The 14,757-nt window shown below is 67.2% G+C and carries 11 protein-coding genes; 5 read left to right on the plus strand and 6 right to left on the minus strand.

Annotated elements, in window-relative coordinates:
• Positions 1-111: 111 nt before the first annotated feature.
• Positions 112-438: a hypothetical protein gene (locus QHF89_RS17030; RefSeq protein ID WP_136969347.1), complete on the minus strand. Its 327-nt coding sequence runs from the start codon at positions 436-438 to the stop codon at positions 112-114.
• 225 nt (positions 439-663) lie between these two features.
• Between QHF89_RS17030 and QHF89_RS17035 the strand changes: the two genes are divergently transcribed.
• Genes QHF89_RS17035 through QHF89_RS17045 form a run of 3 tightly spaced genes read left to right on the plus strand, consistent with a single transcriptional unit; the run spans position 664 to position 4,434 of the window.
• Positions 664-1,596: a hypothetical protein gene (locus QHF89_RS17035; protein WP_136969346.1), complete on the plus strand. Its 933-nt coding sequence runs from the start codon at positions 664-666 to the stop codon at positions 1,594-1,596.
• 50 nt (positions 1,597-1,646) lie between these two features.
• On the plus strand, positions 1,647-3,068 hold the full coding sequence (locus QHF89_RS17040; RefSeq protein WP_136969345.1) for a serine/threonine-protein kinase: 1,422 nt from the start codon (positions 1,647-1,649) through the stop codon (positions 3,066-3,068).
• Positions 3,069-3,075: 7 nt separating this feature from the next.
• Positions 3,076-4,434, plus strand: a complete 1,359-nt coding sequence (locus tag QHF89_RS17045; RefSeq protein ID WP_136969344.1) for a sigma 54-interacting transcriptional regulator — start codon at positions 3,076-3,078, stop codon at positions 4,432-4,434.
• A gap of 9 nt (positions 4,435-4,443) precedes the next feature.
• Here QHF89_RS17045 and QHF89_RS17050 read toward each other — a convergent pair whose 3' ends face one another.
• Both QHF89_RS17050 and QHF89_RS17055 read right to left on the minus strand, forming a co-directional pair.
• Complete coding sequence (locus QHF89_RS17050; protein WP_136969343.1) at positions 4,444-5,262, minus strand: ferritin-like domain-containing protein; 819 nt, start codon at positions 5,260-5,262, stop codon at positions 4,444-4,446.
• 3 nt (positions 5,263-5,265) lie between these two features.
• Positions 5,266-5,673 (minus strand): hypothetical protein, encoded by a 408-nt coding sequence (locus QHF89_RS17055; RefSeq protein ID WP_136969342.1) that lies wholly within the window; start codon positions 5,671-5,673, stop codon positions 5,266-5,268.
• Positions 5,674-6,377: 704 nt separating this feature from the next.
• Here QHF89_RS17055 and QHF89_RS17060 point away from each other — a divergent pair.
• A complete protein-coding gene (locus QHF89_RS17060; RefSeq protein WP_284720591.1) occupies positions 6,378-9,038 on the plus strand; it encodes a M23 family metallopeptidase in 2,661 nt (886 codons plus the stop codon).
• Between the two features lie 35 nt (positions 9,039-9,073).
• Entirely contained in the window at positions 9,074-11,236 is a 2,163-nt protein-coding gene (locus QHF89_RS17065) for a hypothetical protein (protein ID WP_136969340.1), read from the plus strand.
• Positions 11,237-11,260: 24 nt separating this feature from the next.
• Here the strand turns inward: QHF89_RS17065 and QHF89_RS17070 are convergent, their stop codons facing one another.
• The 3 genes from QHF89_RS17070 to QHF89_RS17080 are packed head-to-tail and all read right to left on the minus strand — an operon-like array spanning position 11,261 to position 14,628.
• Positions 11,261-11,815, minus strand: a complete 555-nt coding sequence (locus tag QHF89_RS17070; protein WP_284720592.1) for an EF-hand domain-containing protein — start codon at positions 11,813-11,815, stop codon at positions 11,261-11,263.
• Positions 11,816-11,863: 48 nt separating this feature from the next.
• Entirely contained in the window at positions 11,864-13,735 is a 1,872-nt protein-coding gene (locus QHF89_RS17075; RefSeq protein ID WP_136969339.1) for an ArnT family glycosyltransferase, read from the minus strand.
• Complete coding sequence (locus QHF89_RS17080; RefSeq protein ID WP_284720593.1) at positions 13,732-14,628, minus strand: CDP-alcohol phosphatidyltransferase family protein; 897 nt, start codon at positions 14,626-14,628, stop codon at positions 13,732-13,734. The genes QHF89_RS17075 and QHF89_RS17080 overlap by 4 nt, the downstream gene beginning before the upstream one ends.
• Between the last annotated feature and the right edge of the window lie 129 nt (positions 14,629-14,757).

Genomic DNA, 14,757 nt, shown 5'->3' on the forward strand with positions numbered 1-14,757 from the left:
CCAACGCACCGTCTACCACATCGACCCACGATGTGCTCACGGCCCGGAGATCCGCGCCTCGGGGGAGATTCTTTTTGTCGTGGGACGAAGCGTTTTACAGGAAGAACGACGTCAAGGCGTGCAGTACGGCCCCTGTCCGCCCACGAGAAGGCACATCCCCGAGACGAGCACCGAGCAGCTCCCCGGGCACGACGGCATGCAGCCGGCCGCCTGGAACGCCTCGATCGCCGCGGCGAAGCCCTGCGCCTCGGCGCTCCCGCCGGTCGTCACGTACGAGCTGCACCCGCATTCGTCCGTGACCTTCTCCGCGCACTGGCCCGAGGCGCCGAGGACACACGACTTCGCCGCGACCCGTGCAGCCTCCAGATCGACTTGCAGGGCCGCGCAATCGGTGCCGCCGCCGCCCGCGCCGCCGGTCCCGGCGCCTGCGTCCGTCAAAGCAGGCGCTCCGACCTCCCAGTCGTATACGCAGCTCGTCGCGAACGCCGAAACCGTGGCACCAAGGAAAATCGCGCAGCGCGTTATACGAGGGACGGGGGGCACGAACGGGCAGGCTACCAAGAGAGGCGCAGAGCCGCCAAGGACGAAGCCGGGGCGTTGCCACGGCAAACGTTTCTCCGGGACGATCTTCGGGGAGAGGTCTTGTGGTAGGCTCGCGCCCTCATGCGACGCGATCGCTCGCACGGCCGGATGACCTTTGCCCTCGCCGCCGCCGCGCTCGTGCTCCTCTGCGTGGCCCCGAGCCGAGCCGCGGAGCCGGATCCCGCCGCGACCGAGGCGAAAGCGGCCTACGACCGCGGCGCGGCCGCCTACGAGCACGGCGACATGGCGACGGCCGCGCGCGAGCTCGCCCGCGCCGACGCGCTCCTGCCGAACCCCGTGGCGCTCGCGTCGGCGCTGCGGGCCGCGATCGAAGGTGACGAGCCGGTGCTCGGAATGGAGCTCGCGACGCGCGCGTCGGGGCGGAGCGAGGAAACGGGCGTCGCCGAGCTCGTCCGCGCGGCGCGGGCGCGCTTCGGGGGCCGCGTGGGGAAGCTCCGTGTGATTTGTCCGGGGCCGTGTCGTGTTGCCGTCGACGGCGCGCCTTTCGAGGTGAACGAAGAGCGCTTCGTGCGCGCAGGTCCGCACGTGGTGGCGATCGAACAAGGCACCACGCGCGAGGAGATCCGCACCGACGTCCCCGCCGGCGCGGCCGTCACGGCCACGCCGAAACCCCCGTCCGAGGCGACGAAGGCCGCGGATCGATCGGGCGGCCTTTCGCCCGTGTGGTTCTTCGTGGGCCTCGGCGCGACGGCGGTCTCCGGGGCGGTGCTCACGGCGTCGAGCCTGCAAACCAAGGGCCTCCACGACGACTTCGTGGCGCGCGGGTGTCCCGGCCCTGCGGCCCCGAGGGATTGCCGCGGGATCGCGAGCGACGGAGAAGGCGCGCAATTGCGAACGAACGTGCTCGTCGGGGTGACGGCCGTCCTCGGCGCGGCCACGATCACCCTCGGCGCGTTTTCCCTCGGGCGCCGCGACGCGCCCGCGGCGGCCCAATTGTCGTTTGAAACTCTGCCCGGCGGCGGCGTCGCCAAGGTCTCCGTGTCCCTGCCGTGAGCGCTGTCCCGTCTGCTGCATTCGCCGGCTCGCCTCGGTACGAGCCGCTCGTGAAAGTCGCCTCGGGCGGCATGGCGACGGTGTACGTCGGCGTGCTGCGCGGGCCCCTCGGTTTTCAGCAGCTCGTGGCGCTCAAGCGTCCCCACGAGCACCTGCTCGAAGACCCCGGCTTCCGCGAGGCGCTCGTCCGGGAGGCGCAAATCGCCGCGCGGATCCACCACGCGAACGTGGTCGACGTGCGCGACGTCGACCTCGCGGGCGCGTCGATCCAGCTCGTCATGGACTACGTCGAGGGCGCGTCGCTCGGCCAGCTCATGGCGGCCGCGGGGCGCGCCGGTCGGAGCCTCTCGCCGGGCGTGGTCGTGCGCATCGGGGCCGAAGCATGCGCGGGCCTCGCGGCGGCGCACGCGCTCACGGACGACGAAGGAAGGCCGCTCGGGCTCGTGCATCGTGACGTGTCGCCGCAAAACATCCTCGTGGGCCTCGACGGGGTCTCGAAGATCACGGATTTCGGCGTGGCGAAAGCAGAGGACGATTCTCGCGCGCCGACGACGGTGGGCACGCTCAAGGGAAAGGTCGGGTACATGGCGCCCGAGTACATCCGGGGTGAGCGTCCGGATGCGCGGGTGGACGTGTTCGCGATGGGTGTGGTGGTATGGGAGGCGCTCGTCGGCAGGCGCCTGTTCAAGGGCGCAAACGAGGGACAAGCGCTCGATCGTGCATTGCGGGAGGAGGCGCCGCTGCTCAGCACGGTCGTGCCGGATCTCGGGGATGCGCTCGACGCGGTGGTGGGGCGGGCGCTCGAAAAGGATCCGGCGGCGCGATATCAAAGCGCGGACGCGTTTGGCGCGGCCCTCGAAGAGGCGGCGCGGCGCGCGGGGTGTTTCGCGAGCGCGGCGGAGGTGTCGCGCGTCGTGCGGGAGACGGTGGGCGACACGCTGGCCGAGCGGCGAAAGGAGGTCCGCACGCGGCTCTCGGAGCTCGGCTTGCCCGCGGTGCGCACGTCGTCGGCGTCGATTCCGGAAGCTCGCGTGGCACAGAACGAGGCGGCCGTCGTGAATGCGACGACCCACGCGTTGCCGGCGCCGGAGATGGTGGTGACGCCCGCAAAGGGGACGAGGCGCGTGGTGGGGGTGGGGATAGCGGTCGTGGTGGCGGTGGCCGTGGGTGCAGGTTTTTTCCTGGTTGGCAGGGAGAACCCCGAAGACACGGAGACCACTTCCGTGACCGCTACCGCCTCCGCTGCCGCTACCGCCACCGCCACCGCTCCCGCTTCCGCTCCCGCTTCCGCTCCCGCTCCCGCTTCCGCTTCCGCTTCCGCTTCCGCTCCCGCTTCCGCTCCCGCTCCCGCTCCCGCCTCCGCTCCCGCCTCCGCTCCCGCTTCCGCTCCCGCCTCCACTCGCCCCAAACCCCCGACGACCGCCACCACCAAACCAAAAAGCCGCCTGCCGCCGAACCCTTACGCCAAATGAGACACGCATGAGTGACTTCGACGATTTCGAGCAAGGCGCCACGACGCGTGTCCCTGCGCCGGCGACGGGGCTGCGGCTCCCGTCGGTCGACCTCGTCGTCGTCGAGGGCAAGGACCGGGGCAAACGCGTCACCGTGCAGGCCTCGCTCTCGCGGATCGGGACGGCGGCCCATTGTGATCTCGTGCTCACGGACCCCACGGTGTCACGCATGCATTGCGAGCTCCGCGTCCGCGCGGGGACGATGACCCTGAAGGATCACGGCAGCACGAATGGCACCTACGTCGGCGGGGCACGCATGCGCGACGCGGACGTTCCCGCGGGCACGGTGCTGCGCGTGGGCGCGACGTCGATCCGGGTGGATGTGGGGGACACGCCTGCGTTCGTCGAAGTCTCGCCGCGGACCTCGTTCGGCGAGCTGGTCGGCGCGAGCTTGCCCATGCGGCAGCTTTATGCGGTGCTCGAGCGGGTCGCGCCGATGGATACGACGCTGCTCGTGACGGGCGAGACGGGCACGGGCAAGGACGTGGTCGCCCGCTCGGTGCACGTGATGTCACGGCGAAATACAGGACCGTACGTGCCGATCGATTGCGGCGCCATTCCGGAGGCGCTCTTCGAGAGCGAGCTGTTCGGGCACATGCGCGGCGCGTTCAGCGGCGCGACCTCGGATCGGCGGGGCGTGTTCGAGGAGGCCGACGGCGGGACGCTCTTCCTCGACGAGATCGGGGAGATGCCGCTCGCACTCCAGGCGAAGCTCCTCCGGGCGATCGAGACGCGCACGGTGCGGCGCGTCGGCGGCAATACGGCGAAGCGCGTCGACGTGCGGATCGTGGCCGCGACGAACCGGGACCTCGCGCGGCGCGTGAACGAAGGGACGTTCCGCGAGGATCTCTATTATCGGCTGGCCGTCGTGGAGGTCTCCCTCCCGTCCTTGCGCGAGCGCCCGGAGGACGTGCCGATCCTGGCGCAGCATTTCTACGACAAACTCTCGCCCGGTGCGGGCGCCTTGCCGCCGGATTTCTTGCGCGTCCTCGCCGCGCGTAGTTTCCCGGGCAACGTGCGCGAGCTTCGGAACTTCATCGAGCGGAGCGTCTCGCTCGGGTTCGTCTCGCCCCACGGCCCGCCCTCGGCGCCCCCGGCTTCGGTGGAGCGGCCGCACGCCGAGGTCGACGACCTCGTGCCGCTGCACCTGCCGCTGAAGGACGCGCGGCAGGCGTGGACCGAGCGGTTCGAGGAGGTGTATCTGCGGGCGATGCTGAAGAAGACGGGCGGGAACGTGACGCGGGCAGCGGAGCTCGCGGGGGTGAGCCGCCGGTTTTTGCAGAGGCTCGCGGCGCGGCTCGGGATCCGGGCGAGCGACGAGGGCTGAATCTCGGAATCAGAGCGAGATCCCGACCCGCGCGAGCGGAGCGCGGACCGATTCTTCGATCGTGACGCGCGCAAGCTCGGCATACGCCGACGCCTCCATCCAGCCGAGCTCGCGCACGTGTTCCAGGAGAAACCCCTCGCTGGTCACGCCGTCGACGACGTGGCTCGGGCCGCGCTCCCATAACGAACGATAGGCGTCGAGCGTCTGCCGCGCCGCTTTCCCGAGGCGATCCCGCTCGGCGGGGCGCAGGTCCGCGCGGATCCAATCGAGGTAGAGGAACCCGAATTTGCCGTGGTGCGCCTCGTCCCGCACGATCGTCTCCAGGATGGAGCGGCTGAGCGGATGCGAGGCGCTCCGCATCGCGCCCGAGAGCAGCGGGAAGCTCAACGCCTCGCCCACACAGCAGAGGCGCACGACGAGCTCATTGGATCGTTCGAGCGGGGTGAGCGACGGGTCGAGGTCGAAGACGATGTCCTCGGGATCGTAATGGATAGGCGCGCCGCCACCGAGCCGCATGGCCATCCGCGCGCAGAGCTCGACATGGAGGACCTCCTCGATCGCGAAGCGGCTCGCCATGCCGATGAGGTCGAGCGGCGCGCGCGCCTGCACGAGGGCCTGGAGCATCTGGCCCATCGCGGCGGCGGTGCAGAATTCGTTGAACGCGTTTTCGGTCCACCCGACCCGCGCCCGCGCGAGGAGCAGCGGCGGATACCGCGAGGGATCGAGGCTTTGCCACGGGTAGTCCTGCTCGATATCGCCGAGTGCGCGCTCGTGCAGGGTGCGTGCGAACCCGTTCGAGAAGGAGAGATCAAAGACCTCGCGCGCCATGCCTCAGCCGCGCCGGAGAAAGACGAAAGCGGCGACGGCGGCGAGCGCGAGCCCGCAGAGGACCAGGGCCAAGACCTTCCGGCGGCGGCTGCGACGTTCGAGGACGTCTTCGTCTTGTCCCCAGCCCGAGCCCGTCGTGTAGCGCGAGCCCTTGGGGTTGCCCATGACGATGGGCTCCTGGCTCGGGCCCGTCGAATATCGCGAGCCCTTGGGGTTGCCCATGACGATGGGCCCCTGATGGAAAGGCTCCGGCGATCCACGGTCCCCCCCTTCGCTCGTCGTGGCGCTGGGGGGCTCGCCTCCTCCGCCCACGGGGTCGACCGGCCTGGGCACGAGGAGCGGCGTCGCGTCGCCCCGCGCTTGCGGCTCCTCGGGCGGATCGGTGAGGGACCAGGTCTTCTTGTCGGTCATGGGGCCACGTGGACGTTATCACGCCTCGGACACGGCTGGGATCGTCGCAGGACCGTTCGCCGGGTGGGGTGAGACCGTCTCCGGGAGGGGTGAGACCGTGTTCAGAGATAGAGGCGCGTGTCTTCCGGGAGGGTGCGACCCTCCTGCAAGAGGGGTGGGAGCCTCCTGCAAGAGGGTTGGGAGCGTCCTCGAGGGGGAGGAGGCTTACCTCCGAAAGGGGCGCAGGGGTCTCGGAGAGGAAGGAGAGTACCTCCGGGGAAAGACGATACCCTCCTGCAAGAGGGTCGAGCGTGTCCTTGCGGTGGATGAGAACCCTGTCCCGGAAGGGACGAGGGGTCTTCGACGGGGGTCGGGAGGGTCTCGGAGAGGATTGTTCGCATTCAAGGGGAGGGACGAGAGCGTCCTCCGAGAGGGGCGAGAGCGTCTTGGAGAGGGATGGCGCTGGTATCGGAAAAGTACGAGAGCGTCTTGAAGAGGGATGGGACTGGCTTTCAGATGGGTGTGCCGAAGCCGGTGGACCCAGCAGAGCTCGTCATTGACAATCGCGAACCTACGCCGCCTTTCGCCGAGGACATTGCCGCCGGTATGTAAAAAATCAGAAGTCGAGGGGAAGCGCTGAAGGCGCCGGTAGACGCTGGAGTGGTTGACAGATTCGCCAAAAGGATGTTACTTCACGACAGGGTCCGAATTCCAGGATGGCTCGGATGGCACCTGCTCGATTTCTGAAGGGGATGGTTCTGCCGGTGGCCTTGGGGATCGCCTGGAGCTGCCAGCCACAAGAGGTACCCGGCGGCATCACGTTCCCGGGCGCGGGTCCGCTGGATGGCGAGGCCACGACGTATTGCTGGTGCCCCAATGGGAGCTACTACAATGGGCAAGCCATCAGCTCGTTTTTGCAATGCGGGACGCAGGTCTGCGGCAAGGACCTGATCTCGTACCAGTGTGTCGAAGGGGGGAACGTGCCGCCCAACGGGGTGCCCGCGCTCCCGGGGAAATGGGTTTCGAATCCGGTGGACATCTGCTCGGACCTGGCATGTCCGAGCTCGGGTACACATTGCGGCTCGCAGCTCGTGAATGGAGAGCCGGCGGCGCTTTACGAGTGCCCTGGCAACGGGCTCATCCCGCTCTCCTGGACGGTCTGCGCAGGGGCTTGTAGCGAAGGCGCGTGCGGGCCCGAAGGAGCCGACTGCCCTTGTATCGGCTTGAACGGCGATTTCCCCTCCAACAAGCCGGCAAATTGCGGCGACCGGAACTGCGCGCCCAGCGGCGTCGGCGATGCGGAAGAGCTGGCGGTCTGCACCGTCGATGGCTGGAAGGCCGTCGGGGCCCCGTGCGAGGGCGAGGGCACCCATGCGTGCACCCGATGCAAGGGCGTGCAGGACAGCGAGGGCCGCGAGGTGACCACCACCCAATGCGGCAAGGAGATGTGCGGGCTCGGGATCGGCAACCACGCGAAGTGGATTTGCAGCGAGGATGGCTGGCTCAACCTCGGGGTCCCCTGTGAACGGTCGATCGAGGGAGGCGAGTCGGACCTGGGCACGTGTCCCGCCGAATTCCGTGATTCGGATGGGAAGATCGTCCCTGTCGAGCCATTCCAGACCTTCTGCGGCGCACAATCGTTCCCCCTGACGAACGCCAACAAGCTCGTCGCCGCGGACAACAGCGTGTCGAACCTCCGGATCCGGGGCAAGGCCAATACTTTGTATAGCTGCCAGGGTCCGGGGGCGGCGCCCAAAGTGTACACGTCCTGCAACGCGATCGCCGGAGGCAGTGGCATTTGCAAAAAAGCGTCCAGCATGCCGGCGTGGTATGAGGGAATGGCGTACGACCCGGAGAAGCCGAACCTGCCGCTCAAGCGTGTCCATCAGTGGGACCAATGCGACGAGCGCTGCCCGCCGCCGGACAACTTCTCCTACGCCGGGACGGGCAGGTGGTTCTGCGGGCAGCACCGGAATACCGGCCGGTTCAATACTCTGTTCCGATGTGTGGAGGGCGGCGAGCCTGTGCCCCTCCAGGACTGCCCGGAGGCCTGCGCCGTCAGGAGTCCGGCCATGAACGACGTGTGCGTGCTGCACGGCTATGATCCCTCCGACTCGAAGCCTGCCGGCACCCCCTCCCCGCCGCCTGCCGGGACGGGGAATGACCATTGCGGTGACATGTATGATTATCAGGGCAACCTGATCCCCTCGAAGGACGCGAGATTGGGCAAGATGGTCTGCGGTGCCGGCGGGCAGATCTACATCTGCCGCGACCGCGCGATCGGACGCCCGGACGGCTGGGAGGTGGAGGGGACCCCTTGCGGCAGCGATTGCAGCTATTGCGGGGTCGATGCTTACGGGCATCTACCGCCCGAGTGTGTCGATGACAACCCCGGCGGCCCGGTCTGGGAGCCGCCCGTCTGCGACTACAGCACGTTCGAAGGTGGCAGTATCCCGTGCAACGACGACACGGTATCGGACGGGAAGGGCAACCAGGTCTCCGTCGTCGGGACGCCGAATCCGGCCTATTGCGGGCACAACCCCTCGCTCCATGCGCCAGGCGACCGGAAGATGCTGTACCATTGCGAGGCCATCTGTCCTGCGCCCGGCGGCAACTGGGAGCCGTGTGACAAAACGCACTACGGCTGGAAGCATCGTCAATATCACTTCGTTCGATCGGAATATTGCCCGCTCGGCTGTCAGATCACGCCGCCGGCCGAGCCGGCCGATCGGTGTTATGCGGTGCCAGCGACGGGTTTTGGCCCGCCGCTCGACGACTACGTCGTGCTCAAGAACTTCGGCCGTTATGACGAGCCTTATGGCGGATGGCACCTCGGCGAGGACGGCAGGGTGAACGCCAGCGGCCCTGCTACGGCCGATGCCGCGGTGAAGAGCATCGGGGATGGTACGGTCATCGCCACGAGGCCCAACGGCTCGCAGTACCTCGCCATCGTGCTCATCAAGCATTATGTCCGCAAGTCGCCGGGATCGCCCATCGTACCCTTTTGCTCATTCTACGGACACCTGAACCCGGACTCCTTCAAGGTCGCTCCCAAGGACGTCGTGCGTCGAGGGGACGTCATCGCCACGGTCGCGCCCTGGATGAAGGTCGACCCCGATGTCTCCGACAACAGCAACAGCCACCTTCACGCCACCATCATCTCTGGGGCTTGGTGCGATACCCTCAAAGACAGCACGGGCGCACCTTGCGGTTATGACGACAACAAAGAGGGGACTCCGGACGTGGATTACAACACGCCGAGCACTGCGCCATTTTCGGTCGTGGCGAAGGGCGAGTGCGACGGGCAAACGTTCTACTCGCTGAGCAGGTTCCTGGAAGAGTACGGCAACGCGAAGGTGTGCGCCAAATACGAGGATTGCCAGTAGCCGGCAAACACCCCCTGCCTTTCGGAAGATATCTCATGCGTATCGTTCGTCCTGGTCTGCTCGCCGCTCTCTTGATTGCCGCCGCAGGCTGCGGCGCCGATCCCATCTGCAAGCCTGGCTCGCGCCTCGCATGCTTTCTCCCCGACGGGACGCTGGGCGGCGCTTCCTGCAACGGCGACGGGACGGCCTATGACGCGTGCGCCGCCCTGCCCGCCGGCCAGAGCCTCGGCTGCGCGGATGTGACGCGCTGCTGCGCGAGCCTCCCGACCAACATGGCGCCCGGCTGCGACGCGGTCGTGACGCAGGCGAACGAGGGCACCTGCAATGCGTACATGAACACGGCCAATGCCGTGAATCTCTGCACGGACACCGCTGGCGCCACCGCGCCCGCCTATGGTCCGAACTGCCTCGGCCTGATGAACGAATGCTGCGGGACCCTGCCCACGCAGATGCAATCGCAGTGTTATACCCGCGGCTTCGTGGGCAACGAAAGCAAGTGTCATGACTACCTCGAGACCGAAGCGAAGGCGCGCGAATATTGCGGCAACGTCGATCCGCTGGGGATGACCTGCGCATACGCCGCGGCGAGCTGCTGCGCGACCCTGCCCGAGGGGCCACGCGGGCGCTGCGAGGAGCTCGCGGCGAAGGGCGACGATGACGCATGTTTGTCCTACCTCGGGCAGCTCGCGACTGGCAATCGATGTCCGACCTTGGGTACGGGCGAGCCCCCCACGTCCCCCTCCTGTGATGCGCTCCTCGGGTCCTGCTGCTCGACGCTCGAAGGCCCCGTCGCTTACGAATGCGACTTGACGGGACTCTCGGGCCAGCCCTCGCTCTGCGATAACTTCCTCGACGCGGTCATGGCCTCGGGCGCGTGCCTGGAAGGCGGCTCGAGCAGCAGCGGCGGCGGCGGCTGCGGGGATACCTCGAGCGACATCGCCAACTGCGGTTTTTGCGGGAACGTCTGCGGCAGCGATCACGCCAACCCCTCCTGCGCCGCCGGCCAGTGTTCGCTGGCCTGCGAGATCGGCTTCGGCGATTGCGACACGGACGCGAGCAATGGCTGTGAGTCGGCCCTGGCCGACGACATTTACCATTGTGGCTTCTGCTCCGTCATGTGCAGCGACAACAATGGGCAGCCTTCCTGCTCGAACGGCACCTGCGACATCACCTGCAATGCAGGGTACGAGGACTGCGACGGGGACGCCACCAATGGCTGCGAGGCCTACCTGGACACGAGCAGCGTCAACTGTGGGTCCTGCGGCAACAATTGCTTCGGGGGGCCTTGCGAGCAAGGGGTGTGCGGCGTCGGGGCTTCCCAGGTCGCCACCGGGCTCAAGGTACCGTCTGCGCTCGCGGTGGACGCGAGCTCCCTCTATCTCGTCGGCGCGCAGCCGCTCGGCGGTGTCGCTGTGCAGGTCGCGAAGGCCTCCGCCAATGTGGTGTGTATGGAGACCGCGCTGCCGCCCGAGAACGACACGTGCGGCTTCGGCATTTTCGACGGCGTCGTGGTGGCTGAAAACGAGGTCTTTTTCACGGGGAGCACCGGCGTACGGAAGTATTCTCCTTCGAGTGGGTCGATCGTCAAGATCACCTCGTCCGTGGAGACGCCTTGGGCCCTCGCCGTCGATAGCGACTTCGTATTCTTCACATCCCGGACGAGGGGCGGCGTCTACAAGGCGAGCCGCTATGATATGGACGGTGTCGCCCAGGAGCTCACGGGCGCGCTCTCGCTGGTCGGAGGAGCGCTCGCCGTCGACACGGAGTATGTCTACTGGGCTCTCCCGGACGGTACCATGATCAGGATGCGAAAGGACGGCGCGGAAAAGCAGCAGATCGCGTCCGCGCAATCGTTTGATCCAAGCAACCTGACGCCGCAGTACCTCGCGCTCGATGAGACACACCTGTACTGGAGCACCACCGGCGGCCGGATCTTTCGACTCGGCAAGGACGGCTCGAACCTGATGGTCCTCGCCGAAAACCAGCCTGAGCCGACAGGAGTCGCCGTGGACCAGGGCAGCAGCGGGTTTGTCTATTGGGTCAATCGCAGCGGGGGCTCTGTCAGGAGAGTGGCCAAGGATGGAACGGGCCTGGTGACGCTCGCAGCCGGCCAGGCGCAGCCGATCACGATCGCCATCGATGAGACGTTCGCTTACTGGGCAACGCAGGATGGTTCGATTTTCAAGATTGTTCGGTGAGGCTCGGTCGTCGCGGCCGACGTTTTACTGGAACACGGCCATCGGGCCGAGCAGCCAGTTCCCGGGGGCGTTCGGGTCCGGGCTCAGGTAATACTCGACGATGGCCTGCCGGAACTCGGCATAACTGATCTTTCCGCTGCCATCCCGGTCGAGCCGCTTGAACGCCTCGGTGGAGGTCACCGGAGGGACGCCCAGCGCGTCGTACATCCGCACGTACTCGTCGAACGAAAGACTCCCGTCACCGTCACGGTCGAGGGCGCCAATCAACCCGTCGACGAGGGCGAGCACCGCATTCTCGAAATTCTGCGGGGCAATGACCGTGGCGGCCATGATGCGGATGAACTCCGGCAGCCCGATCTTCTCTCCCGCGTTGCCCTCCGTGGCCCCCAAGAGGACGCCCCACCAGTTCATGAACCCCTGCTGCATCGCCGTCCTGTTCTTCAGATCCTTCTCGTCCGCCAGGGCGGTGAACAACCCGGCGATCTTCTCGAAGTCGTCCCGGGTGAGCCATCCATCGGCATTCTGGTCGAACCAGGTGAATACGTAGGTGAATTTCTTGACCTGCAAATCAGTCGTCATGGATAGGCCTCCTCGTTTTTAGCTGCGTAGAATCGCGTACACTGAACTTCAATTGCTCCGTCCCGCCACCGCCACGAACGAGACCGGCGCGAATCGCTCGCCGTCCCATTTCATGAAGCGATACCGCGGCGAGCTCAGCGGCTCCGGGAAGGTGAAGCGCACCTTCGTGACCTCCCCCTCCGGCGAGACCTCCTCGATCGTCGCGCGATGCGTGCCCGGCTCGAAGACCTGCCCCGTTTGCCACGGCTTGCCCGTCGTGTAGAGCTGCTCGAAGAGCGTCGGGAAGAAATGGCCCTTCTTCGGGCGGACGGCGATCTCGTGCTCCGAGAGGACCTCCACGTCGACCTCGCCCACCACGTAGGAGAGCGAGTAGTAATGGATCCGCTCGCCGCCGAGGCCCTGGTAGAGCTTGTCGACGTAGGAGATGTTCGGGTTGTGCGTGATCGGCTTGTAATCGGTCACGCCCGTCGGGAGCACGCGGCGGAGGTAGAGGCCGTAGAGCGCGGTCATCTCGCGCTGGTGCCAGTTCAGGAAGTAGACCTCGAGCTTGTCCTCGGGGAGGCGCTGGTAATCGATGGACTTCGCGAGCGAGTCCGCGATCACCCGGTAGCGGCCCTCGAACGTGGCGACGATGTAGATGCACACCTGGCAGAGCACGGGCGCGAGCACGAGGTGCAAGAAGACGAGCGTGCCGGCGACGGCGCGATAGGAACGGCCCTTCGGGAACCGGGCGACCGCTTCTTCGAGGACCCGCGCGACCATGTAGGCGAAGCCGATCGAGGGCAAGAAGAGGTTGCGCGGGTCGGGGAAGCTCGTCGTCACGATGACCTGCCCCGCCACCATCGTGAGCACAAAGAAGCGCAGCGGCCTGTCCTGCCGCAGCCAGCGCCACGCGAGCGCCCAGAAGCCGACCGTGACCGCGCCGAGCGCGAGCGCGGCGAGCGGATAATCACGCACGGGGGTGCTGGAGAGCACGTGCAGGGGCACGCCCGTCGCGAGGATCACGGCGTGGTAAAACCCGGACCGGAAGAAATGCTCGGCCCACAGGCCAGGGTTCTTCAGGGGGTTGATGTAATAGACCGAGTTCGCGCCGTGCCCGAGCACCACGAAGTACAGGGCGAGGAACGCCACGCTGACCACGAAGAACGCGGCCAGCATGCCGAGGTGCGGGCGAATGCGCGCGAAAAGAGCTTGTCCCGGCCGTTCGGGGAAGACCACGACGTGCGCGAGCACGAAGAGCGGGAGCACGAGGCCCGACTCCTTCGAGAGCAGGGCGCAGGCATACGAGAGGAGCGATAAACCCGCGAAGGCGCGGCCGGCGCCCTCGCGGTACCGGATGAACGAGAGCAGCGAGGCGAGGACGAAGATCGCGCCCACGGTCTCGTTGCGGTTCGCGCTCCACACGATGTTCAGCGCGTGCGCGTCGTCGAGCGCGAAGACCGCGACCGCAAAGACGAGCGGCCAGCGGGAGGGAGAGAGGAACCGCGCGAGGAGGCGGTGGACGAGGAAGACGGTGGCCGTGTAAAACCCGATGTTGATGAGGTGCGCGGCGATCGCGCTGTGGCCGAAGAGCTGGTACTCGAGCCAGTGCGTGATCGACGGGATCGGGCGCCAGAAGTTGATCCGCATGTCCGGATCGGTCCACCAGGGCGCCAGGCCGAATTTCTTGAATGCGGCGACCTCTTCGTTCGAACGGATGAGGCCAAAGAGGTTCAGGTGCTCGCGGAAGATGTCCGGGAACTGATCGAGCGCGAGCCGGTGCAGCCAGTCGTCCGCGAAGAAGCCGCAGCGGAGCGAGGGGACGTAAAAGATCGCCGTGAAGAGCGCGACGAGCGCAACGGCGCGGCGCACCTTCGCCCGCGCGAGCGTCGCCTCCGAAGGCGCGGGGTTCTCCTCCGGGGCCGAGAGCGCCGTCGTCACGAAAGGACCTCGCCGGACTCCACGTGCGCCGCGAGGACCCGGCGCTCCCATACGATCGCGACGATCGCGAGGAGCGTGAAGAGCACGATACGAAGCACGAAATAAACCTCGAAACGATCCAGCGCGATGGCGAGGACCATGAGGTCCATATGCGGGGCGTTGCCGCAGAGCGCCCATAACCGCATGGGCGCGCGGTGCGTCGCGACGTACGTCTTGCCGAACGCGTCGTCGGCCGGCCGCTCCGAGAGGCGCACGCCGAGGGGGCTGACCTTGGCGAGCAGGGATTGCCGGTTGCCGAGCTGCCAGACGAAGACCGTCATGAGCACACGCTGGAAGAGCGAGCCGCCCTGCCGCACCTTTTCCAGCGTCTTCTGCGCGCGTTCGCGATCACCGCCCTGGTGTTTGCCGCCCGAGTAGAAGCGCAGATAAAGGGCGCAGTGGAAATCGTAGAGCATGAGGTGGTGCGCCCATGCGATGTGCGTGCCGAGGCCGAGCGCGGCCGCGAGGAGCGGCCTGCCCGAGGTCTGTCCGAGGTGGTAGACGGCCGCGAGGGTCGTGGCGACGTTGACCGCGTAGTCGGAGGCGCCGTCGATCGCGTGGCCCGTCTCGGACGAGGTCTTTTTCAGCCGCGCGATCATGCCGTCGACGCCGTCGAGGATGGCCGACGCGAAGAGGAGGAGCGCGCCCGCGAGCCGCACGTAGAGGCTGCCCTCGACGATGCAGGCGGCGGCGCCGAGGCCCGCGCAGAGGGACAGGAACGTGACCTGGTTCGGCGTGATGGAGGTCTTCACGAGCGGCCGCGCGAGCAGGAGCTGGAGCGGCCGGTGGACGTGGAGGTTCACGGGGTCCTCCACGTCGGGAGATTTGATCACGTCGCTGAGGCGGATGGTCATCGGTTGGAACGCAAAGGAGGAGAGGTCGGGCACGCGCCAGGGGAGGCGCGAGCGAGGCCCCATTTGGCATGAAGGACGAGAGAAAGAAACCGTTGCTGCACGCCTTCACGGTGTGAACGTGGTTCACGC

The sequence above is a fragment of the Polyangium sorediatum genome (assembly GCF_029946465.1).
Lineage (GTDB): Bacteria > Myxococcota_A > Polyangia > Polyangiales > Polyangiaceae > Polyangium > Polyangium fumosum.